27 protein-coding genes are annotated in these 22,032 nt (G+C 69.4%); 13 read left to right on the plus strand and 14 right to left on the minus strand.

The features are described 5' to 3' along the window. Positions 1-66: 66 nt before the first annotated feature. The 5 genes from ABR571_RS18355 to ABR571_RS18375 all read right to left on the minus strand — a co-directional run bounded on the left by ABR571_RS18355 (position 67) and on the right by ABR571_RS18375 (position 4,302). Positions 67-567 (minus strand): DUF6328 family protein, encoded by a 501-nt coding sequence (locus ABR571_RS18355; RefSeq protein ID WP_409454652.1) that lies wholly within the window; start codon positions 565-567, stop codon positions 67-69. 14 nt (positions 568-581) lie between these two features. Next, positions 582-1,316 carry an ANTAR domain-containing protein gene (locus ABR571_RS18360; RefSeq protein WP_409454653.1) on the minus strand — a complete coding sequence of 245 codons (735 nt, stop codon included), beginning with the start codon at positions 1,314-1,316 and terminating at the stop codon, positions 582-584. Positions 1,317-1,350: 34 nt separating this feature from the next. Beyond that, the gene (locus tag ABR571_RS18365) at positions 1,351-1,809 is read right to left on the minus strand and encodes an ANTAR domain-containing protein (protein WP_409454654.1); all 459 of its coding nucleotides are present in this window, start codon (positions 1,807-1,809) and stop codon (positions 1,351-1,353) included. Between the two features lie 282 nt (positions 1,810-2,091). After that, entirely contained in the window at positions 2,092-3,453 is a 1,362-nt protein-coding gene (locus ABR571_RS18370; RefSeq protein WP_409454655.1) for an NAD(P)/FAD-dependent oxidoreductase, read from the minus strand. A 105-nt stretch (positions 3,454-3,558) separates the two neighbouring features. After that, positions 3,559-4,302 carry a GAF and ANTAR domain-containing protein gene (locus ABR571_RS18375; RefSeq protein ID WP_409454656.1) on the minus strand — a complete coding sequence of 248 codons (744 nt, stop codon included), beginning with the start codon at positions 4,300-4,302 and terminating at the stop codon, positions 3,559-3,561. Between the two features lie 127 nt (positions 4,303-4,429). Here ABR571_RS18375 and ABR571_RS18380 point away from each other — a divergent pair, with 127 nt between their 5' ends. Next, entirely contained in the window at positions 4,430-6,004 is a 1,575-nt protein-coding gene (locus tag ABR571_RS18380; protein ID WP_409454657.1) for a phytoene desaturase family protein, read from the plus strand. Here ABR571_RS18380 and ABR571_RS18385 read toward each other — a convergent pair. Next, positions 5,995-7,128 (minus strand): YihY/virulence factor BrkB family protein, encoded by a 1,134-nt coding sequence (locus ABR571_RS18385; protein WP_409454658.1) that lies wholly within the window; start codon positions 7,126-7,128, stop codon positions 5,995-5,997. The genes ABR571_RS18380 and ABR571_RS18385 overlap by 10 nt on opposite strands. Positions 7,129-7,240: 112 nt before the next feature. Next, positions 7,241-7,774: a DUF1360 domain-containing protein gene (locus ABR571_RS18390; RefSeq protein WP_409454659.1), complete on the minus strand. Its 534-nt coding sequence runs from the start codon at positions 7,772-7,774 to the stop codon at positions 7,241-7,243. 38 nt (positions 7,775-7,812) lie between these two features. Between ABR571_RS18390 and ABR571_RS18395 the strand changes: the two genes are divergently transcribed. Continuing rightward, entirely contained in the window at positions 7,813-8,700 is an 888-nt protein-coding gene (locus ABR571_RS18395; protein WP_409454660.1) for a Rieske 2Fe-2S domain-containing protein, read from the plus strand. Positions 8,701-8,742: 42 nt separating this feature from the next. Then, entirely contained in the window at positions 8,743-9,468 is a 726-nt protein-coding gene (locus ABR571_RS18400; protein ID WP_409454679.1) for a VOC family protein, read from the plus strand. Here the strand turns inward: ABR571_RS18400 and ABR571_RS18405 are convergent. Further along, complete coding sequence (locus ABR571_RS18405) at positions 9,461-10,768, minus strand: PIG-L family deacetylase (RefSeq protein WP_409454661.1); 1,308 nt, start codon at positions 10,766-10,768, stop codon at positions 9,461-9,463. The two genes, ABR571_RS18400 and ABR571_RS18405, sit on opposite strands and share 8 nt — an antisense overlap. A 73-nt stretch (positions 10,769-10,841) precedes the next feature. Next, positions 10,842-11,390, minus strand: a complete 549-nt coding sequence (locus ABR571_RS18410; protein WP_409454662.1) for a nucleotidyltransferase — start codon at positions 11,388-11,390, stop codon at positions 10,842-10,844. A 48-nt stretch (positions 11,391-11,438) separates the two neighbouring features. Between ABR571_RS18410 and ABR571_RS18415 the strand changes: the two genes are divergently transcribed. From ABR571_RS18415 to ABR571_RS18430, 4 genes are all read left to right on the plus strand, one after another. Beyond that, positions 11,439-12,209 carry an endonuclease/exonuclease/phosphatase family protein gene (locus tag ABR571_RS18415; RefSeq protein ID WP_409454663.1) on the plus strand — a complete coding sequence of 257 codons (771 nt, stop codon included), beginning with the start codon at positions 11,439-11,441 and terminating at the stop codon, positions 12,207-12,209. Positions 12,210-12,275: 66 nt separating this feature from the next. Then, complete coding sequence (locus ABR571_RS18420) at positions 12,276-12,614, plus strand: DUF6221 family protein (RefSeq protein WP_409454664.1); 339 nt, start codon at positions 12,276-12,278, stop codon at positions 12,612-12,614. A 92-nt stretch (positions 12,615-12,706) separates the two neighbouring features. After that, positions 12,707-13,621, plus strand: coding sequence for a non-homologous end-joining DNA ligase (ligD, locus tag ABR571_RS18425; RefSeq protein WP_409454680.1), 915 nt, complete (start codon positions 12,707-12,709; stop codon positions 13,619-13,621). 44 nt (positions 13,622-13,665) lie between these two features. Then, positions 13,666-13,842, plus strand: coding sequence for a hypothetical protein (locus ABR571_RS18430; RefSeq protein WP_409454665.1), 177 nt, complete (start codon positions 13,666-13,668; stop codon positions 13,840-13,842). Positions 13,843-13,851: 9 nt separating this feature from the next. Here the strand turns inward: ABR571_RS18430 and ABR571_RS18435 are convergent, their stop codons facing one another. After that, on the minus strand, positions 13,852-14,925 hold the full coding sequence (locus ABR571_RS18435; protein WP_409454666.1) for a glutamate--cysteine ligase: 1,074 nt from the start codon (positions 14,923-14,925) through the stop codon (positions 13,852-13,854). A 64-nt stretch (positions 14,926-14,989) separates the two neighbouring features. Here ABR571_RS18435 and ABR571_RS18440 point away from each other — a divergent pair, with 64 nt between their 5' ends. Then, positions 14,990-15,199, plus strand: coding sequence for a hypothetical protein (locus tag ABR571_RS18440; protein ID WP_409454667.1), 210 nt, complete (start codon positions 14,990-14,992; stop codon positions 15,197-15,199). 9 nt (positions 15,200-15,208) lie between these two features. Here the strand turns inward: ABR571_RS18440 and thiD are convergent, their stop codons facing one another. Beyond that, the gene (gene thiD, locus ABR571_RS18445; protein ID WP_409454668.1) at positions 15,209-16,036 is read right to left on the minus strand and encodes a bifunctional hydroxymethylpyrimidine kinase/phosphomethylpyrimidine kinase; all 828 of its coding nucleotides are present in this window, start codon (positions 16,034-16,036) and stop codon (positions 15,209-15,211) included. Positions 16,037-16,064: 28 nt separating this feature from the next. After that, entirely contained in the window at positions 16,065-16,544 is a 480-nt protein-coding gene (locus tag ABR571_RS18450) for a response regulator (RefSeq protein WP_409454669.1), read from the minus strand. Between ABR571_RS18450 and ABR571_RS18455 the strand changes: the two genes are divergently transcribed. Next, on the plus strand, positions 16,534-16,767 hold the full coding sequence (locus tag ABR571_RS18455) for a CGNR zinc finger domain-containing protein (protein ID WP_409454670.1): 234 nt from the start codon (positions 16,534-16,536) through the stop codon (positions 16,765-16,767). The genes ABR571_RS18450 and ABR571_RS18455 overlap by 11 nt on opposite strands. Before the next feature lie 11 nt (positions 16,768-16,778). Continuing rightward, on the plus strand, positions 16,779-18,116 hold the full coding sequence (locus ABR571_RS18460) for an aspartate aminotransferase family protein (protein ID WP_409454681.1): 1,338 nt from the start codon (positions 16,779-16,781) through the stop codon (positions 18,114-18,116). On the opposite strand, the gene ABR571_RS18465 is transcribed toward ABR571_RS18460, so the two are convergent. Next, positions 18,085-18,534 (minus strand): iron chaperone, encoded by a 450-nt coding sequence (locus ABR571_RS18465; protein WP_409454671.1) that lies wholly within the window; start codon positions 18,532-18,534, stop codon positions 18,085-18,087. The genes ABR571_RS18460 and ABR571_RS18465 overlap by 32 nt on opposite strands. Before the next feature lie 284 nt (positions 18,535-18,818). Here ABR571_RS18465 and ABR571_RS18470 point away from each other — a divergent pair, with 284 nt between their 5' ends. Together ABR571_RS18470 and ABR571_RS18475 are read left to right on the plus strand one after the other, a co-directional pair. Further along, positions 18,819-19,439: a glyoxalase gene (locus tag ABR571_RS18470; protein ID WP_409454682.1), complete on the plus strand. Its 621-nt coding sequence runs from the start codon at positions 18,819-18,821 to the stop codon at positions 19,437-19,439. Positions 19,440-19,601: 162 nt separating this feature from the next. Further along, positions 19,602-20,399 carry an alpha/beta fold hydrolase gene (locus ABR571_RS18475; protein ID WP_409454672.1) on the plus strand — a complete coding sequence of 266 codons (798 nt, stop codon included), beginning with the start codon at positions 19,602-19,604 and terminating at the stop codon, positions 20,397-20,399. A gap of 88 nt (positions 20,400-20,487) precedes the next feature. Here the strand turns inward: ABR571_RS18475 and ABR571_RS18480 are convergent, their stop codons facing one another. Further along, entirely contained in the window at positions 20,488-20,670 is a 183-nt protein-coding gene (locus ABR571_RS18480; protein ID WP_409454673.1) for a zinc ribbon-containing protein, read from the minus strand. Between the two features lie 140 nt (positions 20,671-20,810). Here ABR571_RS18480 and ABR571_RS18485 point away from each other — a divergent pair, with 140 nt between their 5' ends. Continuing rightward, complete coding sequence (locus tag ABR571_RS18485; RefSeq protein WP_409454674.1) at positions 20,811-21,638, plus strand: alpha/beta fold hydrolase; 828 nt, start codon at positions 20,811-20,813, stop codon at positions 21,636-21,638. Positions 21,639-22,032: the final 394 nt, after the last annotated feature.

Consider the following 22,032-nt stretch of genomic DNA (forward strand, 5'->3'; position numbering starts at 1 on the left):
TATCCAGCCCCCAGGCGTTTCAAACAAATTCCGACGCCCGGGGAGCGGCGGCTGTCGCCGACCGCGTCAGGACGGGTCGGCCCGGCGGCCGGCGATCCGGGGGACGATCAGCCAGAGGATCAGCAACATCAACGCGGTCATCGCGGCGGCGATGATGCCGCCGGCCGTACCGACGACGACGTCGAAGATCAGCAGCGCCACGGCCACCACCGCGAAGGCGAGGAACACGATGCCCACGATGGCCAGTTTGTGGGCCACGAACACGGTTTCCTTGCGCCGGTGCTTACGGAACAGCGCCCGATGGAGGCTGACCGGTGCCTGCAGGAAGCCGGTGGCGACGACGGAGGTCGCGACCGCGAACAGGTAGACACCGCGCTCGCCGTCGGTCAGCCGGGTGAACTTCTGTTGGAAGGGCAGGGTCAGCAGGAAACCGGTCAGCAGCTGCACGCCGGTCTGCACGACCCGCAGTTCCTGTAACAGATCCGACCAGTTGCGGTCCAGCCGCTCGGTCGGGGTCTCGTGGCGCTCCTCAGCGTTCCAGGAATCGTCGGCCTGGGAGTCGGTCATGTCCACGTCGGCACTCAGCCGAGCAGCTGGCCGGCGTTGAGCCGCCCCTCGACGATGCCGCGGGCCGTGTCGGCCAGGTGCAGCCGGTTGCTGCGGCAGTAGCGCCGCAGGGCTTCGAAGGCCGCGTCCATACCGAGGCCGCCCCGTTCGGCCAGCACGCCCTTCGCCTGCTCGATGATCGTGCGGGTGTCCAGCGCCGACTGCAGCTGCTCGGCCAGCTCTTCGCTGCGGTGGATGGAGCGCTGCTGCAGAATGCCGATCGTGGCCACGTCGGCCAAGGCCTGGGCGACGTGGGCACCGGACGGATCGGACTGCTGATCGGCCCGGTAGAACAGGTTGAGCGCGCCGATCGTCTGGTCGCGGAGCCGCATGGGGTGCGCCTGCACTGCGTCGAAGCCGGCGTCGGCCGCGGCGTCGACGAAGCGGGGCCACCGATCCTGCGCCTCACCCAGTCCCGTCAGTTCGACCGGCTGCGACATGCGGAAGCAGTCGAGGCAGGGACCCTCGTCGTTCTGGAGCTCGAACAGTTCCAGCAACCGGGCCTGCTCGGTGGACGACGCCATTACCCGCAGGTTGCCGCCCTGGTCGCTGAGCATGATGCCGGCGGCTGCCGTGCCCAACAGGTCGACGCACGCGCTGGTCAGCGCGTGCAAGAGGTCCATGAGGTCGTAGTCGCTGACCAGCGTGTCGGCAAGAGCTACGAACGTCGAACTGAGCCGCCGTTCTCTCGACTCGCTGCTCTTATCCATCGCCATAATTCTTCCATCCGTCGCGCACGTTATGTCATTTTCCGTCGGTATCGAACCGTAGTTTCCGCTCGACCACCTGACGAGCCACATCCTGGAGCAGGACGTCAAGGGCGAAGGGATAGGCCCGCAGCCGGGCCATGGCTTCGTCGATGGTGCAGTTCAACTGGGCCATGATCATGCCCGACGCCTGATGAATTTCGGCGCGGTAATAGACGACGACCTCGGGGGTCTCTCCGTCCTGGGGGAGCGCAGCCGCCGCGGTCGTGGCGTCGGTTTCGTCGACGGTCTCCTGGCCGGCCAGCAACGTCATGGTGACCTGGTCGGCCGTCGTCTTCGCGCGCGACAGCCGCTGCTCGTCGATGCGCACGACGTCGGAGCCGTAGACGGTCATGACACCCAGGCTGCGGGCGCCGCCAGCAAGGGGAAGGACAACGCCGCCCGCACTGACAGGCGTTCCGCGGCGGTGACGAACGGCGGCCAGCGGGTCGGCCACGGGGCGGATCGCAGGTCGAGCGCCAGCACCTCGGATGCGCTGTCGAAGGCGTCGAGTATCGGCCCGGAGACGGGGCGGCCAGGGTCCGAGCCCGACCTACGACCGCGATGTGGCCCGCGCGCGACCGCTGCTGCTGTTTAGCACCGCCGCGCGCACGCACGACGGGTCTCGCTACCTCCCCGCACTATGGCGACCGCGGGGACCCCGTGCGCTGAGCCTGACGCCCGGGCGGGCGCCTTCCTGCCGAGCACGGCCGCCGCGCGGGCCCCATGCCGCGCTGCGTCAGCTGTCGGTGGCACCGATGTGGGTGGCTTCCGCCTGTTCCGATCGGGCCGCCACCTGCACCGCGTTGCGACCCACCAGCTGTTGGTGGGTCGTCGTGCGCTGTGCGCGTCCACGGCCGATGAAGGAGACGGCCCAATGCAGCACGGTGGTGACCCGGTTCTTGAAACCGACGAGGTACATCACGTGCACGGCCAGCCAGAGCAACCACGCGATGAAGCCGGCGAAGCGGAACGGTCCGATGCTCGCGACCGCCCGGAACCGGGAGATCGTGGCCATGCTGCCCTTGTCGAAGTAGTGGAACGGCTTCTGGTCCGGCTTGCGGTTGAGCCGGCGGCGGATCTGGTCAGCCGCGTACTTGCCCTGCTGCATCGCCACCTGGGCGACACCGGGATAGTCGTTGAGGGTCATCATGTCGCCGATGACGAAGACCTCGGGGTGGCCGGGCAGCGAGCAGTCGGGCTGCACCTTGATCCGGCCGGCCCGGTCGGTCTCCGCGCCGGACTGCTCGGCGAGCGTGCGGCCGAGCGACGAGGGCTTGACGCCGGCTGCCCACACGATCGTCCGCGCCTGGATGCGCACCTGTGTGCCGCTCTTGTCCTCCACGGTGAGCCCGCGATCGTCGACGGCCACGACCTTCTCGTCCAGCCACACCTCGACGCCGAGCTTCTCGAGCTGCTTGGCGGCGCCGGCGGACAGCTTCGTGCCGAACGCGCCGAGGACGTCGTCGAGGGCGTCGACGAGCACGATGCGGGTCCGGCGGGTGTCGATGTTGCGGTAGTCCTTCACCAGCGTGCGCCGCGCCAGTTCGGAGATCTGACCCGCCATCTCCACACCGGTCGCACCGGCGCCCACGACGGCGAACGTCAGCCACTCCTCGCGGGCCTTCGCGTCCTGTTCGAGCTCGGCGAACTCGAAGGCGGTCAGGATGCGGCCGCGCAGCTCGAGGGCGTCGTCGATCGACTTGAGCCCGGGCGCGTAGGCCTGGAACTCGTCATGGCCGAAGTAGGAGGTCGTTGCACCGGCGGCGACGATCAACGAGTCGTAGCGGGTCGTCGTCACGTCCGGGCCGACCTTGGAGAAAACCGTGCGCGCGGCCAGATCGATGTCGGTGACCTCGCCCAGCAGCACCTTGATGTATCGGCGGCGTCGAAGGATCTCCCGCGTGGCCGGGGCGATCTCGCCCTCGGAAAGGATGCCGGTCGCGACTTGGTAGAGCAGCGGCTGGAATAAGTGGTGCGTGGTACGGCTGATCAGCGTGACGTCGACGCCGGCGCGTTTGAGCCGCTTGGCGGCGAACAAGCCACCGAAGCCCGAGCCGATCACCACCACGTGGTGCCGGCGGGAGATGCCCTCGGTCATCGGAGCCTCCAGACGGGGCGGACGGACGAACTGCCCTACTCGAGTCAACTACCCAGCATGGGGGCGCTGTTCCGGAGAGTCGCGCGTCCGGCGGTGTCGGTCTCGTCACCCTTCGCGGCGCCGAGGGGGCTTGGCTTCCGGCAGGGCGCCGGTCTCCATCACTTCGGCGGCGACGTCTCGGATCTTGCGGTGGGTGTGCTGGCTCACCGTGCGCAACTCGTCGAAGGCGCGATCAGCCGTGATGAGCCGGCTCGACATCAGGATCCCGATGGCCGTGCCGATCTGGCGGCTGGATTCGAGCGCGACCTTGAGATTGTCGGTCTTGCGCTGCGCGACGGCGTTCTGCAGCGCCAGCGAGGCCATCGCCGACAACATTGCCCCGATGCCCAGGTCGAGGTCGGTGAAGGCGCCGGGCTCGGGGGCGTAGAAGTTGAGGGCCCCGCGGTCGTCGCCGCCGAGAAAGACCCGTACGCCGAACATGCTCCGGATCGGAGTCTCCTCGATCGCCTTCGCGCTGAACTTCGGCCACCGGGGATCACGTTCGAGGTCGGCAACCGCGGTGATGTCGTCGTCGTCGATCGCATCCAGACACGGGCCTTCGCCGGAGTCGTACTCGAGTTCGTCGACCCGCCGCGCCAGTTCCGTCGTCGCGGCCAGCGTGATCGGGCGCGCGTCCCCGCGGACGAGCGTCAGTCCGGCGGCGATGGTGTGCGGAACGGCCTCGGCCGCGAATTCGACGATCTCATCCGGCTCGACCGCCCGCCCGGCCCACAGGCCTGAGAACCGCCGCGCGAACTCCTGCAACTGGCGACCGATGTCCCGCCGGGTGTCGCTGGAACCGTCGCTCACTGGCGCTCCCGCCCGTTGACCGCCGATGTTTCCCGTCGCTCACACCATAGTCCTGCGTTGATCGGCTCCGGCGGGCTGGGGAGGGCCCCGTGGCTTGACCAGCTGATGTGAGGGGTAGACGTTCAGGATGGATGCTGTAGTCGTCGGCGCGGGCCACAACGGACTGGTCGCTGCGATCCTGCTCGCCGACGCCGGCTGGGATGTCGTCGTGCTGGAGGAGCAGCCGCGGCCCGGCGGCGCGATCTTCTCCGATCGGACACTGCATCCGGACTATGTGACCGACTGGTTCAGCGCCTTCTATCCCCTGGGCGCCGCCTCGCCCGTGCTGTCCGCGCTCGACCTCGACCGGTGCGGTTTGCGCTGGTCGCACGCTCCGGCGGTGCTGGCGCACGTCCTGCCCGACGATCGGTGCGCACTGATGTCGCGCGACGTCCTGGCCACGGCCGCCTCGCTCGACAACTTCGCCGCAGGGGACGGTGCGGCGTGGATCGGGTTGGTCGAGCAGTTCGAGCGGATCCGCGAGCCCTTCCTCAACGCGCTGTTCACTCCGTTCCCGCCGGTGCGGGCCGGGCTCACCCTCGCCCGCGGAATGGGTGTGGCCGACCTGCTGCGCTTCGCGCGGTTCGCGCTGCAGCCGGTGCGGCGGGCGGGGGAGGAGCTGTTCAACGGCGAAGGGGGGCCGCTGCTGCTCGCCGGCAACGCGCTGCACACCGACCTGCCACCCGAGGCGTCGGCCGGCGCCGCCTACGGCTGGCTGCTGGCCATGTTGGGACAGACGGTGGGGTTCCCCGTTCCCGTCGGCGGCTCGAGCGGCATCGTCGACGCGCTCATCAACCGGCTGAAGGCGGCGGGTGGAGAGGTGCGGCTCAACACGCCGGTGCGCCGCTTGGACGTCGTAGGCGGACACGTGCGCGGCGTGCACACGGCCGACGGCGAGTACATCGCGACCCGGACCGTGCTGGCCGACGTGGCCGCTCCGTTCCTGTTCGACTCCCTGATCGGGGCGGAGCACCTGCCCGCCCGCCTGTTGGCGGATCTGCGGCACTTCCAGTGGGACAGCCCGACGATGAAGATCGACTGGGCGTTGTCGGCGCCGATCCCGTGGGCGGCCGAGGACGCGCGACGCGCCGGCACCGTTCACCTCGGTGCGGACATGAACGGCCTGACCCGCTATGCCAGCGATCTCGCGACCCGGACGGTGCCCCGCAACCCGTTCCTGCTGCTCGGGCAGATGACCACGTCCGACCCCTCCCGGTCACCGGCCGGCACGGAGTCGGCCTGGGCGTACACCCACGTGCCGGACGGTGTCGAGTACACACCGGCCCTGATCGCCGACCACGTCGAGCGGGTCGAGGCGGTGATCGAGGCCCGCGCGCCCGGGTTCATCAGCAGCGTGGCGGCCCGCAACGTGCAATCACCGGCCGACCTGCAGGCCGCCGACCGCAACCTGGTCGGCGGCGCCGTCGGCGGCGGGACGGCGAACATCCACCAGCAGTTGTTCTTCCGCCCGGTGCCCGGCCTGGGACGGCCTGAGACCCCGGTCGACGGCGTGTACCTGGCCAGCTCCGCCGCGCATCCGGGGGGCGGCGTCCACGGCGCGCCAGGGGCCAACGCCGCCCGGGCCGCGCTGCGCCGGGCCGGCCTGGCCGGCCGGGCCTGGCGCCGCGCGCTCGATTCGGCCTACGGCCGCATCTACCGCTGATCCGACTCCTGCTGATCGGAGCCGGCGCCGGACGCGGCCTCGGGCTTGCCCCGTAGGCGCTGCACCTTTTCGGCTTCCCGGGTTTCGGCGTCGTCGAACTTGCGGGTGTCTTTGGGCCGCGCGAACAGCGCGCTGTCCTCGGGAACCCCCTCGCGCAGAGCGCGCTCGTGCTCGAGTTCGGCGTCGAACTCGACGCCGAGAAGGATCGCCAGGTTGGAGATCCAGAGCCAGACGAGGAACACGATGACGGCGGACAGCGACCCGTAGGTCTTGTTGTACGAGCCGAAGTTGGCGACGTACACCGCAAACAGGCCGGACGCGGCCAGCCAGACGACGACGGCGAGCGCCGCGCCCGGGCTGATCCACCGGAACCCGCCATGCCGCACGTTCGGAGCAGCTGCGTAGAGCACGGCGAGCATGAGTGCGAAGATCAGCAACAGCACCGGCCACTTGGCGATCTCCCACACGGTGACCGCGGTCGAACCGATCCCCAGCGCCTTGCCGATCTGGTCGGCCAGCGTGCCGGTGGCCACGACGATGACCAGGCCGACGACGAGGCAGAGGACGGTGAAGACGGTGACCCCGAGGCGGGTCGGCGCGGTCTTCCAGATCGACCGCCCTTCCGGCATCGAGTAGACGCGATTCGACGCCCGCATGAACGCCGCGACGTAGCCCGAAGCCGACCACAATGCGAGAAGGATGCCGACGATGCCGAGGATGCCGGCGGCACCCTTCTGCTTCTGCGCGTTCTGGATGACCGTCTGCAGGAAGGACTTCACGCTGCCCGGCGCCACTTGGCCCAGGTTGTCGATCAGGGACTGGGCCGTCGAGTGGCCGAGCAGGCCGAGGATCGAGACCAGCACGAGGATCCCGGGGAAGATCGCCTGCACGCCGTAGTAGGTGAGAGCCGCGGCGCGATCGGTGAGTTCGTCGGGCTGGATCTGTTTCACGGCCCGGCGCAGCACCGCCACCCACGACTTCTTCGGCAGTTCCGTGGGCGAGCGCGGCGTCTCGCCGGACTCGGCCGCGTTCGGTTCGTCGTTCGTGCGTTCGTCGGCGCTGTGCCCGTTGGCGTTGCGCCCGTTCGCTCCGTGCGGGGAGGGATGGCGCGAGGTGTCGGTCATGGTGTTCGGGCCCGTTCCGTTTCGCCGATGGACGACGCACTTCGCCGTCGGCGTCGGCGTACCCACCTGCGGGGGCCGCGTAGCGGAGGAAGCCGTCGCAGCGGTGACCCCGCTATCCCGCTGCCTGCTGCAACTTTGCGAACGCGTACTGCAGGAAGTCTGCTCCGGCGACGGCGGTGAAGATCGACATCGCCGTGCGGGTAGCCGTCGGCGCGAAGACGAGCCCCATCGTGAACCCCGTCGCCACCCACTGCGCCAAACACATCGGGCAGGTGACCAGTTCGCCGACGGAGTGGTGGATCCCGTTGTGCGAGCGCACCTCCTCGTGCAGCTCGCTGGGCGCGCTGACCCCCTCATAGACGGTGAACGGCGCCCGCAGGGGGCTGGTGACCGCGTCCTTCGCCAACGTGCGGCTGAGGCGGTGCGTGGCGACGCTGAGTTGTACCGCGTCCCACGGCGTGAGCTGCGCCGGGGGCAGCCCCAGCTTCTTGGCCGCCAGCAACGCGCCGCCCGTTCCGGCGGCGTACACGGACATCAACTTCAGGTAGCCCCCGAGCGGGCGGTCCTCGCCGTTGCGATATTCGGCGGCCTGACGCTGCGCCCAGCCGCGGACGCCCGCCTTGGTAATCGTGTCGGTCACGGCCATGCGGTACCCGCAACCGGTGGGCGGGTAATCCAAGCGGCATGCGGACCTGGCAGCCACTCGAACAACTCATCGGACGGATCGAGCAGCTCTCCGTCCTCGACCGGCCGGCCGATCTCGTCAATGGCGTGCTGCGCAAAGCGATACCTCAGGGGTCGGTGGAAGATGCGCTGAGCGGCACGCCGATCGGCCACCCCCTTCATCCGGCCATGGTCACCGTGCCGATCGGTGCCTGGACGTCGTCGCTGGTCTTCGACGTCATCGGCGACGACACAGCGGCCCGGCGGCTGATCGCGATCGGGTGCGTCAGTGCCCTGCCGACGGCTGCGGCTGGAGCGGCGGACTGGATGTCGACGCACGGGCCCGAGCGGCGAGTGGGTCTCGTCCACGCCCTGCTGAACTACACGGCGCTCGGGGCATACGCAATGAGCTGGCTGGCCCGACGCCGGGGTCGGCGGGCGCGGGGAGTCATGCTCTCGCTCGCCGGGGCCGGGTTGGTCTCCGCCTCGGGGTGGCTGGGCGGTCACCTGTCCTACTCGCTCGGCATCGGCGTGGACACCACGGTCTTCGAGCAGTTGCCGGAGGACTGGACCGACGTGACAGCCGAGACGGTACTGCCGGCCGACGGCGAGTTCGTCGCCGCCGATGCCGGCGGTGTGCCCGTGCTGCTCTCGAGGCACAACGGGACAGTCACCGCGTTGGCCGACCGCTGCACGCACCGTGGCGGCCCGTTGCACGAAGGCGAACTCGACGGCGGATGCGTCGTCTGCCCATGGCACGGAAGCGCCTTCTCCCTGGCCGACGGGTCGGTGCAGGCCGGTCCGGCGACCCGTCCACAGGCCGTCCTTGAGACGCGGATCGAGAACGGGCGCCTGCAGGTCCGGCGACAGGATCGCCGCACCATGCGCACCCAGCTGGCGGACCCCTGAACCCCGAACGCGGCCATGAGCACCCTTGCGTCGATCCTCTGGATGAATGTGTTTGCTGACGTTCCCGCTCCGGTGGTCCCCGCGGCGCTGGATTACTGGGAGAGAGCCACGGGCGCAGAGCGAGGAGAGCCGACCGGCTCTCGACGGGAGTTCATCCCGCTCGTGCCGCCGGACGGGGACCGCTATTTCTGGGTGCAGCGGATGCAGGGCGGCTCCGCCGGCTGGCACCTGGATCTCTACGTCCCGTCCGCGGCCGAGGCGACAGCGTCGGCCGTCGAGGCGGGGGCGGGGGTGGTCGGCGAGCAGCCGTGGTTCTTCGCGTTCACGAGTCCAGGCGGGCAGCCGTTCTGTCTCGTCGACGAGGACCGTCCCGGCCGTTGTCGTCCGGTCCCGTCGACGTGGCGCGACGGTCGGCGCAGTCTTGTGGACCAGCTGTGCATCGACATTCCGGCCGACCGCTTCGAGGCGGAGTGCGACTTCTGGGCCGAGCTCACCGGGTGGCCGCGCGAACGTGGCAGCGAACTGCCGGAGTTCGACCGACTCACCGTGCCGACCCGGCTACCCCTGCGGATCCTGCTGCAGCGGCTCGGGGCCGACGACACCAACGGCATCCGGGCACACGTCGACATGTCCTGCGACGATCGCGACGCCGAGGCCGCCCGTCATCAGGAGTTCGGCGCCACCCTGCAGCTGCGCGCCGAGCACTGGACGACCCTGCGTGACCCGGTCGGGCTGACCTACTGCATCACCGACCGCGGCGTCAGCTGACGATGCCTTCCGCGGCGGCCACCGAGATTCCGGTGCGCGTCCACAGCTGCAACAGGAAGTCGTCCTCGACGTGGCTGACGACGAGGTGCCGGCCGGCGCCGATCGCGGCGTGCACGGCCCCCGCGGTGTGCGGCTGCATGAGCGACGAACGCCGCCAGTGGCAGGCGACCAGCACGCCGTCGTCGTCGAGGGAGTCCTCGATTCGCTGCGCGAGGGCGTCGAGGTCGGCACAGTAGTACCCGACCTCGCTCAGAACGATCAGGTCGAACCGGCCGCCCGGCCATTGATCCGGAATCGCGCCGACGCCCACCTCCACGTGGGCGAGGTCGCCGAGCCGCTGGGCGGCCCGTTCGACTGCCGCTCCGGCTATGTCCCAGGCCACCACCTCGTCACACCGGGTCGCCAGGTCGGCGGTGAGCAGGCCGGTGGCGCAGCCCGGCTCGAACGCCCGGTGGAAACGCGGCTTGGTCAGGGCCGCCAGGATCGCAGCTCGCTTGCGCCGCTCGTAGAAGCGCTCGTTCAGCTTCCAGGGGTCGTCCTCCCGCGCGTACAACTCTTCGAAGTAGTCGCGGGAAACGACCTCGCCGGCCGACTCGACGACGAAGATCTCCGTCTCGCGACGGAAGTGCTCGAGCATCGCCGCGTCGAGGATGGGCTCCTGGGCGCCACCAGCGGCCAGGGGCTGGTGCTGGCTGACGTGACACTCGATGGCGGCGGCCTTGGCCTGGACGGCGGCGTGGTCGAGCCGCACTCCGCGCAGCTGCCCGGCCGGCAGGTCGCCCCCGTCCCGCTCGGCCCAGGCCCAGACCCGGATCGGGAACTGCCAGTGCCGGGCCCCGGTTCGCTGGCAGACCTCAGCGGCCGACCGGGCGCAGGCCTCGTAGTCCGGATGGCGGTCACCACTCCAGGTCGACACCACGTGAGTGCAGTTCCGGGCGACGCGCTCGAGCGCGTCGACGAGCTCGTCGGCGTGCTGGTCCAGGTGCCCGTCGGGCAGGCCGAGGAGCTGCACCTGGGCCCGTGGGGCGAGCGCGGAGACCGCTGCATAGACCTCGCGGCGGCGCAGGGACGTCAGGGCGTCGGCCGACTGGGCGCCATACGCGGGGTTGGACGTGTCCCCGTCGGTGGCAACCACGACGGTGACGTCCGCCCCCGCCGCCGCCGCGCTGGCGATCAGTCCGCCTGCTCCGAGCGTCTCGTCACCCGGATGCGCCGCGACGACCAGGAGGTGGTCTGCGGGGCCGGGGGGCGGCACGGTCGGCGGCCGGTCCAGGAGCTGCGCCCAGGCTGATGCCGACATGTTCACCTGCCGATCGTTTCATGACGTTCGTCCGGTTACGACCGGCGTACAGCGGGGAGTGCTCCCACGCGGCCTAGTCGCTGATCCCGAGCCGATCGGTCAGGAAGAGAAACGCGGCGGCGAAGTCGTGCTCGGCGTTGTCGCGCCGGATGCGCTCCCAGTCGAGCTGCTCGCGCACAGCCCGGATGGGAGGCAGCAGCGCGCCGAAGTCGCAATAGTGCTCGCTGAGGGCCTGCAGCTTCGTGGTGACGACCTCGGTGGCGCGCAACACCGGAATCCGGATGCCGAGGACTTCCAGCTCGTCGACCGCCGACAGCGTGTCGCCGGTGACCGGTGTCCCGTTCAGCCGGTGCAGCACGTCCACGAACACCCCGTCCGCGTGCGCTTTGAACAACCAGTCCTCGGGAGTCCGCTCGATCTGGAAGCCCGCCTCGTGCAACGTCGCGGCGGCCGGGTCGGCGTCGTCCTCGGCAACCACCAGGTCGACGTCGTGGACCGGCTCGGGCGCCCCGTGCGCCCAGAGCGCATAGCCCCCGCCCAGCGCGAAGTCCGGCCCGTGCTCCTTCAAGGCGGACGCAGCGCGTTTGAGGGTCTCGCGCAATTGGTCGTGGCGGTCGGTCACGCCGGCTCCTTCTGCTTCGACTGGTGTCGGGTGGGTACCCCTTTGCCCATGCGGCTTGCCACTTTCAACATCCTGCACGGCCGGACCGTGGCCGACGGCATCGTCGATCTGGACCGGCTGCGGGACGCGGTGCGCACGATCGACGCCGACGTCCTGGCTATGCAGGAGGTCGACTGCGACCAGCCCCGCTCGGAGATGGCCGACCTGACGGCGGTCGCCGCCGAGGCGATGGGCGCCGTCAGTCACCGGTTCGTGGCCGCGCTCGCGGGAACGCCCGGTGCCACGTGGATCGCCGCGACCGGCGAGGAGCAGCCCGGCACCGCCGGCTACGGCGTCTCGTTGCTGTCGCGGTATCCGGCGCTCAACTGGCAGGTGCTGCGGCTGCCCCGGATCCCGGTGCGGTTCCCTATGTTCCTGCCCGGCCCGCGCCGGGTGATGGTAGTTCGTGAGGAGCCGCGCGCGGTCGTGGTGGCGCAACTCGAAACCCCGGCCGGGCCGCTGACCGTCGCCAACACGCATTTGTCGTTCGTACCCGGATGGAACCGGGTGCAGCTGCGTCGACTGCGACGGGATCTGTCCGGGCTGCCAGGACCACGGATCCTCATGGGGGATCTGAACCTGACCCCGCCGACGGCCGCCCGCTGGACGGGGCTGCGCTCCCTCGCCGCGGCGCCGACCTTCCCGGCGCATGACCCGTGCCGGCAGCTCGACCACATCCTCACCGACGACGACCGGATGACGGCCGCGTCATGTGCAACACCCGACGTCCCTGTTTCCGATCACCGGCCGCTCGTGGTCGACATCCGCGGGTTCGGATGACCAGGTTCTGGGTAACTTCCACATGGTCGAGCCGTCGGCCTACCTCCCGCTCGAAAGTTAGCCGTGATGACTGTCTCGACCGCCCTCCGCCCCACCAGTCATGACCTCATTCGCTTCCTGCTCGCCCGCGTGGACGACGACGTCGCCGAGTTGAAGCGGCTCATCCGCCAGCAGGGCGACAGCCCGGACACCACCGAGGGCGTGCGGGCGATCGTGCGCCAGCAGGCCGAGGCGGCGTCAAAGCGGCGGATGATCGGCGCGCTCCAGCAGCTGTTGGTCCTGCGCGACCAGCCGCTGGAGAAGACGGTCCGCGATGCTGCGACGCAGATGCTGCGCGTGCTGGCCATGCCCTACGACGGCCACCCGGCCTACCGTGCGGAGTGGCGGCCCGCCGGAGCGCGGTGAGCTCGTCCCGGTCTGCGGGCGGAATCGCCAGCCTGCCCGAGCGCGACCAGGCGCTGCTGCGCCCCGCCCCGCTGCCGCAGACGGTGCCGGCGATGCTGGCGACACTGACCGAGGACCGATTCTCCCGCTCCGACTGGATCTTCGAACGCAAGCTGGATGGTGTCCGCTGCCTGGCCCGCCGCGACGGTCGCGGGGCGGTCCGGCTGTTGTCGCGCCGTGATCAGGACATGAGCCGGACCTATCCCGAGATCGTCGATGCCCTCGCCGAGCAGGCCGACACAGACCTCGTCGTCGACGGTGAGGTGGTGGCCTTCGTGGGGCGCCGGACCAGCTTCGAACGGCTGCAGGGACGGCTCGGGTTGACCGATCCGGATGCCGCCCGGGCGGCCGGCATCGCCGTATTCTTCTACGTCTTCGATCTGCTGCACCTGGACGGTCGGGACACGCGGCGCCTGCCCCTGCTCAGCCGCAAGAAGCTGTTGCGGGCGGCGCTCACGTTCGACGACCCGCTTCGCTACACCACACACCGGCGCGAGGCCGGCGAAGAGGCGTTCCGCGCCGCCTGCGAGCGCGGCGACGAAGGCGTGATCGCGAAGCGCGCCGCCGCACCGTACAGCGGCGGACGCTCGAAGGACTGGCTGAAGTTCAAGTGCGTTCGCGACCAGGAATTCGTGATCGCCGGCTGGACCGATCCGCAGGGCAGCCGGTCGGCGTTCGGCGCCCTGCTGCTCGGCTACTACGGCGACGGCAAGCTGCACTACGCGGGAAAGGTCGGTACCGGTTTCGGCGACGCCATGCTGCGCCGCCTCGGTGCCGAGCTGTCGGCCCGAGCGGTGGAAAGTTCACCGTTCGGCGAGCGGGTCAAGGAGCGCGACGTGCACTGGGCCCGGCCCGAGCTGGTTGCCCAGATCGGTTTCACCGAGTGGACGCGCGACGGGATGCTGCGCCATCCCCGCTTCCAGGGACTGCGCACCGACAAGGCCGCGCAGGACGTCGTCCGCGAGTAGGGACAGGCGTTGCCCACCGGCCCACAACGGTGGTATCCAGCGGTGTGCCTTCCACTGTCGAGACGCGACTGCGGTGCCCGCTCTGTGGTCAGCCCGCGACGGCGACGATTCGCTGGACCCAGCGCGGCGGCGCGCCGCACGCCGAGGTGGCGGAGTTCCGCTGCCCCAACGGCGATCAGGTCGACGCGGAGACGGTCCGCGAGATCATCGGCGCCCCGTGAGGCCGCCGCTCACTCGGCGGTGATCGTGGCCGCCTCGATGGCGCCGGCCGGACCGTCGCCTTCTGCCGCCGCGCGCTGTCGCTCGGCTCCGGTTCCGTCCGTCTTGATCTGCTTCAGCGCCCGGCGGACATCGTCGGTGTCGCCGGCGGCGTCCAACGCGGGTTGTACGTAGGTCACCAGCGCGTCCACCAGCTCCCAGGCCGGCGCGAGCGGCGTCGCTCCGGCGGCGCGGGTGAGGTCGACGAGGTCGCGGGTCATGCCGAAGCGGGCCGCCCGCCACGAGGCGGCGCGCAGCAGCTCGCTCGGCAGCTCGACGGTTCGATCTTCAGCTGCCGCCGTGTCGACGAGCGCCCGGCTCAGTCCGGCGAGTGCCGCAGCGGTCGCGACGTCGATGCAGACGTCGCACACGCGCAGCTCGACGGTGGGGTAGTCGGCCGACAACCGGGCGTCGAAATAAATCATGCCTTCATCGCGGGCCGCGCCCGTGTCGATGAGGTCCTGGACCAGGGCACGATAGGCGGCCGGGCCGGCGAAGCTGTTGGTCGGGCCCGCGGTCGGCCACTGGTTCCAGACGATGCGGCGATAGCTCGCATAGCCGGTGTCGCGGCCGGCGTGGAACGGTGAGTTGGCGGTCAGCGCGGCCAGCACCGACAGCCAGGGCGCGATGCGGTTCAGCACCGCGACGGCCTCGTCGTCGGACTCGACCGACACATGGATGTGCATCGCGCAGGTCAACTCGCTGCGCTGCAGCGCCGCGAAGCGCCGCTCCATGTGGTGGTAGCGCGGGTCGTCGGTGGTTCGGCTGTCGTCGCCGACCGGGCTGGTACCGGAGGCGATGAGACGGGCGCCGCGGCGTCGCGCCACCTCGACGAGCCGGCGTCGCTGGCCGGTCAGTTCGTGAGCCAGCTCGGCCAGCGACGTGGCCGGTGACGAGGCGTGCTCCGTCTGGGCCTGCTTGAGTTCCTTCTCGAACTGGCCTTCGCCGTCGCCCGTGCGTTCCGCGGCAGCCGCAACATCAGGACCGACGTCGACCAGCCGGTCGCGGTCGGCGTCGAACAGCAGGAATTCCTCTTCCACTCCCACGGTGCGCACCCGCTTGTTGTGCCCACGATGCGGGAACGCTTGTCAGTGACGGAGGGAGCATGCGGTGGCTGTGAAGAACGACAAGCAGTACGAGGCGCTCAAGGACAAGGGCATGTCGAAGGAGCGCGCCGCGAAGATCGCCAACTCGCCGAACGCGTCGAAGAACGGTGGCAAGAAGAGCGGCTCGGGCGGGAGCTCGAAGCAGGGTGGGACCACGGCGCAGAAGAAGGAAGCCGGCCGTAAGGGCGGCAAGGCCGCGGCCGCGAAGTCGTAGGAGTAGCGCTCAGTCGGCCGGGATGTCGGCCAGGTCGCGGATCCGCCAGAAATGGCCGACCGGCCCGCGGCCGGCGCCCAGGGGGAACGACCCTCGCACGGCGCCTGTCACGAACCGTTTGCCGAAGGTGACCGCGGTGGGCACGTCGAGGCCGCGGGCGAGCGCCGCGGTGATCGATGCCGCGAGCGTGTCGCCGGAGCCGTGCGTGTGCACGGTGTCGGTTCGAGCGGCCCGGAACTCGGTGAAGGTGGAGCCGTCGTAGAGCACGTCGACAGCGTCGCCGCTCGGCAGGTGACCGCCCTTGACGAGGACCCATTGGGGACCGAGGGCGTGCAGCGCGCGGGCCGCGTCTTCCATGTCGGCGCGACGCTGCACATCGATCCCGGTGAGCAGCCGGACCTCGTGCAGGTTCGGGGTGACGATTGTGGCCAGCGGGATGATCAGCGAGCGAAGCGCGTCCATCGCGTCCGGCTGGAGCAGCGCATTCCCGTGCTGCGACGCGGCGACCGGGTCGACGACGAGCGGCGTGACAGTCAGTCGCGCGACCGTCTCAGCGATCGCGGCCATGATCGGCGCGGAGGCGAGCATGCCGGTCTTGGCCGCGCCGATCCCGATGTCGCCGGCCACGGTCTCGATCTGCTCGGCGACCGCGTGCGGGGGCAGCTCGTAGAACGCGCTGACGCCCAGCGAGTTCTGCACGGTGACCGCGGTGATCGCCGACATCCCGTGCACCTGACAGGCCAGGAACGTCTTGAGGTCCGCCTGCAGCCCCGCCCCGCCGCCCGAGTCAGAGCCGGCGATGGTGAGGGCGGTTGGGGGTTGGTTGGGGGCGCTCATGCCGGCCAGTATTTCGGCCGGCCGAGCGTCACGGCCAGCCGGCCTCGCGCGCGATCCGATGGCATCGACCCGGTTGCGCGCGTTCAGCGTGGCCAGCGCATTGGACAGGTAGTTGCGCACCGTGGCGGTCGCAGGAACAGCGTGGACGCGATGAGTTCCGTGGACGAGCCGTCGCGGCACAGCGCAGCACGTCGGTCTCGCGCGGAGTCAACGGGCTGATCCCGGTCTTCAGCGCGGCCGCGACGAGTTCGGGGTCCAGCACCCGCTCGCCGGCGCCGACACGACGGATCGCCTGGGTCAGGTCGGCGGCGGGCGCGTCCTTCCGCAGGAAGCCGCGCACATGCATCTGCAACGCCCGCAGGACGTGACTGGGCTGGGTGAGCCCGGTCAGGATCAGGCAGCGGCAGCTGGGCAGCACGTCGTACAGCTGCGCGGCCGCCGCCAGTCCGTCCATGCCGGGTAGGTCGATATCGAGCACCGCGACGTCCGGATGATGCTTGCTGCTCACGTCCGTCGTCCTGGACGCGTTCGACCTCATCGCCGGCGACCAGCTGGACCTCGTGCGCGAGTGCGAGGCCGAGGAATGCACGCGGTTGTTCGTCGACTCCTCCCACGGGCGGACCAGACGGTGGTGCGGCATGGCCGAATGCGGCAACCGGGCGAAGGTCCGCGCGTACCGGCAGCGGCACGAGGCGGCGAGCGCGGCGGACGCCCGGTCGCGCCGGGCGTAGCCTCGCCGGTGATGAAACCAGCCGGTTTTGACTCGTCGACGGGCGCCGCCCCCGCGAGCGGTGTGCTCGGTGCGCTCGAGCGCGCACGGGCCGCCTTCACGGCCGGCAACCCCCGGAGCTACGCCGCCCATCAAATCGCCGCGCGGGTGATGCCGGGAGGCAACACCCGGACGACGCTGTTCCATTCACCTTTCCCGCTCACCATGCTCGGCGGCGCCGGCTGCCGGATGACCGACGTCGACGGCCACGAGTACGTCGACCTGCTGGGCGAGTACACCGCGGGCCTGTACGGGCACAACAATCCCGTCATCCGGGCAGCTATCGACGAGGCCCTGGACAATGGCTGGAACCTGGGTGCCCACGGGGTGCCGGAGGCTCGGCTCGCGGCCCTGCTCACCGAGCGATTCCCGTCGCTCGACCTCGTCCGATTCACCAACTCCGGGACCGAGGCCAACCTCCTCGCCCTCGCCACGGCCCGCGCGCAGACAGGCCGGACGAAGGTGCTGGTCTTCGACGGCGCGTACCACGGGTCGATCCTGTCCTTCGGCCGCGGCGGCGCCGCCGCGATCAATGCCCCCCACGAATGGATCATCGGGACGTACAACGACACGCGCGGTACCGCCGAACTCATCGCTGAGCACGCGGCGGAACTCGCCGCGGTGCTGGTCGAACCCATGCTGGGCAGCGGGGGATGCGTTCCGGCCGCCCCGTCGTTTCTCGAGATGTTGCGCGTCCGGACCCGCGAAGCCGGAACCCTGCTGATCTTCGACGAAGTGATGACCTCACGGATGTCGGCCGGCGGGATGCAGGCCCGGCTCGGCATCACGCCGGACCTCACCACTCTGGGCAAGTACCTCGGCGGCGGCATGACGTTCGGCGCGTTCGGCGGCCGATCCGACCTCATGGCGATGTACGACCCGCGAAGTCCGGTCGCGGTACCGCACAGCGGAACCTTCAACAACAACGTCCTGAGCATGGCCGCCGGCTTCGCCGGGCTCAGCGAGATCTTCGGCGCCGACGTCGCGTCCGCTCTGTTCGACCGGGGCGAGGTGCTCCGCCGCCGTCTGAACGAGTTGTGTACAGGCACGGACATACCGATGCAGTGGACCGGCCTGGGCAGTCTCATGACCGTCCATTTCCAGCGGGAGGCGATCCGCTCGGCCAAGGACATCCGCGAAGCGCCCGAGTTGCGGGAGCTGTTTCACCTGGACATGTTGGCCCGCGGGTTCTACCTCGCCCGGCGGGGCATGGTCGCGCTCAGCCTCGAAATCGGCGACGCCGAATGTGATGCCTTCGTAGCGGCTGTCGCGGATTTCCTCAGGAGACCGCCATCTTCACCAACTGCGTGACCTTCTTCTCGACCGCCGGACTCCATTTCTTGAGCGCGTAGGACGATGGCCACATGTCACCGTCGTCGAGGTTCGCCGTGTCCTGAAAGCCGAGGGTCGAGTAGCGGTACTTGAACTTGCCGGAGTCCTGGAGGAAGACGACGACCTTCCCGTCCTCGTCGGCGTAGGCCGGCATGCCGTACCAGGTCTTCGGCGCCAACCCCGGCGCGGCGGCGGTGACGGCGACGTGAACGCGCTCGGCGAGTTCACGGTCGCCCGGCGCCATCTTCGCGATGGCGTCCATCACCGCCTGCAGCCCGTCGGCCTTCTTGACCCCCTTCTTACCTTCCGCGCGCAGCTCGTTGGCGCGCTGTTGCATCGCGGCACGCTCCTCCGCGCTGAAACCGTTGGACCTCTCATTGGCTGTCTTCGCGGGCATTGCGTCTCCTTCAGGGCGGACCGGGTCATCGCTTCGGTTCCGAGGCTAGGGAGGCACGGACGAGGATTGCTTCTCGATTCCTGATCGATCGACAACAAGGGTAGGGCCGGTCGCCGCGCCCCTGTTGCCCACGTTGCATTCGGTGTAGTCGCCGCCATTGGCCTGCACACGGTCGTCCGGGGTCCTCGCGGCGAACTGATCAGGAATCGAGAAGCGTCCGCCCGCAGGTCCTACCTAGCGTGTCCGTCATGGAAAACACCAAGCATTCGCAAGCACAACCCGCCGTGACGTCGATCGAATCGGTCACCCTCGAGGTGCCCGACCCGACCGTCGCCGAGAGGTTCTACGCCAACGCTTTCGACCTGGGCACTCGACTGGCCGTCCGCGCAACGAAGGCGCCGACAGCCGGGTTCCGCGGATTCACGCTGTCGCTCGTCGTGTCGCAACCGAGCACGGTCGACGCGCTGCTCACGGCCGCCCTGGACGCCGGTGCGACCACGCTGAAGCCGGCCAAGAAAGGGATGTGGGGTTACGGGGGCGTCGTAGCGGCTCCGGACGGCGCGATTTGGAAGGTCGCGACCTCGGCGAAGAAAGACACCGGTCCGGCCACCAGGCAGATCGAGGACATCGTGCTGTTGCTGGGCGTCGCGGACGTGAAGGCGACGAAGCGGTTCTACACCGAACGCGGCCTGAGCGTGGCGAAGAGCTTCGGCAGCAAGTACGTCGAGTTCGAGGCTGCGGCCGGACACATCAAACTCGCGCTCTACGGGCGCCGGGCGCTCGCGAAGGATGCCGGCGTGCCCGAGCACGGCAGCGGATCCCATCGGATCCTGATCCATGGTGGCGCCGCTCCGTTCACCGACCCCGACGGATTCCAATGGGCCGCTCCGCCCACCGAGGGCTGACTCCCGCACCATGGCGTCAACCCGTGGACCTCACTCGTTCGACCGCGAGGTCGCGCACCCGCAGCAACATCGGCTGAGCTGCTCCCTACGTCGAGGGCCGCCTGAATGCGCGTGCCCCGTAGGGTCGGCGTCGGTGTCGGCGCCGGTGGAAACGGAGAAGTCGTGGCGATTGAGCGCGGGCTGGCCGGGGTCGTTCCCTATGCCGCCGTGGGTTCCGGGCGTCCGGTCGTTATCTGCACCGGTCTCTGGCACACCACCGGCGTGCAGAGCGACTCCCTGGTCCGAGGCGCCATCGGGCCCATGCGCGAGCTTCGCCCCGGCCACCGGTTGATCATCATCAACCGACGTCCCGGTCTGCCGACCGGTGTATCGATCGGCGATATCGCGGCCGAGTACGCGCACGCGATCCGCGAGCACTTCGGCGAGAGGGTCGACGTCATGGGGAACTCGACGGGGGGCAGCATCGCCCAGCAGCTCGCCGCCGATCACCCCGCCACGGTTCGGCGGCTCGTGCTGATCAGCACGGCCTGCCGTCTCGGCCCGGAGGCTCTTGAGAGCCAGGCTCGCATCGCTGCCGCGCTGCGCGAGGGACGTGAGCGTGATGCCTTCGCCGAAATGGCGGAAGACCTGGCACCTCGCGGATTGCGAACCGTTGCGCGTGGGGCGGGTCGAGTCGTTGCTCGCCGCGCGATTCCCGACGCTCAGACGCAGGCAGACCTGGCGGCGACGTTGGAGGCAGAAGACGCCTTCGACCTCGCCAAGTGCGCAAACCCGATCCAGGCGCCCACGCTGATCGTCGGGGGCGGTCGCGACCGTTTCTACTCCCGAGACCTGTTCGAGGAGACAGCCGCGCTGATTCCGAACAGCCGGCTTGCCCTGTTCCCGCGCCGTGGCCACATCACCGTTGCCACCGACCGCACTGTTCGAGCGACGGTGGCTGAATTCGTCCGCGCACCCTAGGTCCGAGGCGCCAGCTTCGGACCTAGGGTGCCGCGCGAGGGGGCGGGACTTCGTCCTCAACGGCCGTCGTGCATCAGGGCGACGTCTACTACCGGTCGGGGTACGGGTCGTTGACGCTGTCGCCACCAGTGATCGTGTCCCAATACCCGTTCTCGCACTGCGGGCACGGCGGCAGATGCTTGGTCGACCCGACGTCGATGGAGTAGCCACATTTCGTGCACTTGTAGGTGCCAGCGCTGACGTCGCTTCCTGCCGGGACTGGGTCCGCCATGATCGATCCTCTCGTAATTTCAAGCAGGCCTACCCACGAAGACGTAAGACTGTTGTCTGGCAGGCGTCCGCGGACGCTTGTGTCAGAGGCCTTGCCGCAATCCCCCCATCAATTGGCCCAGCTACCGATCGGGCGAGCGCATGATCATGGACCAGACCTTCGTTTGGCGAGACCGCGAAATCGCATGGCACAGCCGAGGTTCAGGCCCGGCAGTCGTGTTCTGCCACGGCACGCCATGGTCGTCCGCGTTATGGGCGCCGTTCGCGCGCGCGCTGGCAGATGACTTCACCGTCTACCTGTGGGACATGCCCGGATACGGCGCCTCATCGAAGAGCGCCGAGCATGACGTGGACCTGAACGTGCAAGGCCAGGCGTTCACGGCACTGCTCGACCACTGGGGGCTGCAGCGTCCGCACGTCGTGGCCCACGACTACGGCGGCGCAGTCACGCTGCGGGCCCACCTGCTGCACAAAGTCACGTTCGGTTCCCTGTGCCTGGTGGACGTGGTCGCGCTTCGTCCGTGGGGGTCGGACTACTTCACCTTGGTCAAAGACAACGCGGAGGTGTTTGCTCAGTTGCCCGCCGCGATACACCGTGGCGCGTTGGAGGCCTACATCGCCGGCGCCAGCCACGTCGGTCTGCGTCCGACCGATATGGCGATGCTCATGGCTCCCTGGTGTGACGACGCCGGTCAACCTGCTTTCTACCGTCAGATCGCTCAGGCCGACGAGCGGTTCACCGCGGACTTCGAAGGACTGCTCGGTGAAGTTTCCGCACCAACCCACATAGTGTGGGGCGAGAACGACCGGTGGATACCGATCGATCGAGCGCATCGTTTGCATGAAGCCATCCCCGGAAGCTCATTGAGTCTCGTGCCTGATGCCGGCCACCTCGTCCAGCTCGATCAACCCGTCGTCATCGCTTCGGAGATCCGCCGCTGGCTAACCCACGTGGCCTTTCTTGAGTGAATCCGCTTCGGATCAAGATCGCACGGACGGCTCCGCCGCTGACGTGCGCTCCTGTGCCGACGCCTGCACAACCCGCGCACCATGGAATCGGGTGGTGTCTGCTGACGCCAGATCGCCGATATTTGCGCCGCTAGATTTCGCGATCTTGTGCAGACACGCCGGCAGCGGCCGGCGTGTCTGCACAAGATCACCGTGAAACGCAGACCAATCGACCGCTCGGCGCGCGAAGCTGCGAGAGGCGCGGGGGGTTGATGACCTGCCGACGTGCGCGGACGTGCGGTCCGGGGCCGGTGAGGTGTATCGACCTGGAACGGTGTTGCTCGTAGACCCCAACACTCCCGCCTCGGCAGATGTGCGTCGTATGCGTCGGAGACTGCAGCCGACACCGGCCGTG

The sequence above is a fragment of the Jatrophihabitans sp. genome (assembly GCF_046262535.1).
Taxonomy (GTDB): Bacteria; Actinomycetota; Actinomycetes; order Mycobacteriales; family Jatrophihabitantaceae; genus Jatrophihabitans.

Bases quoted from the DNA above. Each gene is read 5' to 3' on its own strand.
- ABR571_RS18405 (WP_409454661.1), bottom strand. From the start codon at position 10,768: ATGTCGGCATCAGCCTGGGCGCAGCTCCTGGACCGGCCGCCGACCGTG.
- ABR571_RS18360 (WP_409454653.1), bottom strand. From the start codon at position 1,316: ATGGATAAGAGCAGCGAGTCGAGAGAACGGCGGCTCAGTTCGACGTTC.
- ABR571_RS18395 (WP_409454660.1), top strand. From the start codon at position 7,813: ATGCGGACCTGGCAGCCACTCGAACAACTCATCGGACGGATCGAGCAG.
- ABR571_RS18355 (WP_409454652.1), bottom strand. From the start codon at position 567: ATGACCGACTCCCAGGCCGACGATTCCTGGAACGCTGAGGAGCGCCAC.
- thiD (WP_409454668.1), bottom strand. From the start codon at position 16,036: ATGAGCGCCCCCAACCAACCCCCAACCGCCCTCACCATCGCCGGCTCT.
- ABR571_RS18420 (WP_409454664.1), top strand. From the start codon at position 12,276: ATGACTGTCTCGACCGCCCTCCGCCCCACCAGTCATGACCTCATTCGC.
- ABR571_RS18400 (WP_409454679.1), top strand. From the start codon at position 8,743: ATGAATGTGTTTGCTGACGTTCCCGCTCCGGTGGTCCCCGCGGCGCTG.
- ABR571_RS18385 (WP_409454658.1), bottom strand. From the start codon at position 7,128: ATGACCGACACCTCGCGCCATCCCTCCCCGCACGGAGCGAACGGGCGC.
- ABR571_RS18370 (WP_409454655.1), bottom strand. From the start codon at position 3,453: ATGACCGAGGGCATCTCCCGCCGGCACCACGTGGTGGTGATCGGCTCG.
- ABR571_RS18415 (WP_409454663.1), top strand. From the start codon at position 11,439: ATGCGGCTTGCCACTTTCAACATCCTGCACGGCCGGACCGTGGCCGAC.
- ABR571_RS18380 (WP_409454657.1), top strand. From the start codon at position 4,430: ATGGATGCTGTAGTCGTCGGCGCGGGCCACAACGGACTGGTCGCTGCG.
- ABR571_RS18480 (WP_409454673.1), bottom strand. From the start codon at position 20,670: ATGGCGGACCCAGTCCCGGCAGGAAGCGACGTCAGCGCTGGCACCTAC.
- ligD (WP_409454680.1), top strand. From the start codon at position 12,707: ATGCTGGCGACACTGACCGAGGACCGATTCTCCCGCTCCGACTGGATC.
- ABR571_RS18465 (WP_409454671.1), bottom strand. From the start codon at position 18,534: ATGCCCGCGAAGACAGCCAATGAGAGGTCCAACGGTTTCAGCGCGGAG.
- ABR571_RS18390 (WP_409454659.1), bottom strand. From the start codon at position 7,774: ATGGCCGTGACCGACACGATTACCAAGGCGGGCGTCCGCGGCTGGGCG.
- ABR571_RS18485 (WP_409454674.1), top strand. From the start codon at position 20,811: ATGATCATGGACCAGACCTTCGTTTGGCGAGACCGCGAAATCGCATGG.
- ABR571_RS18460 (WP_409454681.1), top strand. From the start codon at position 16,779: ATGAAACCAGCCGGTTTTGACTCGTCGACGGGCGCCGCCCCCGCGAGC.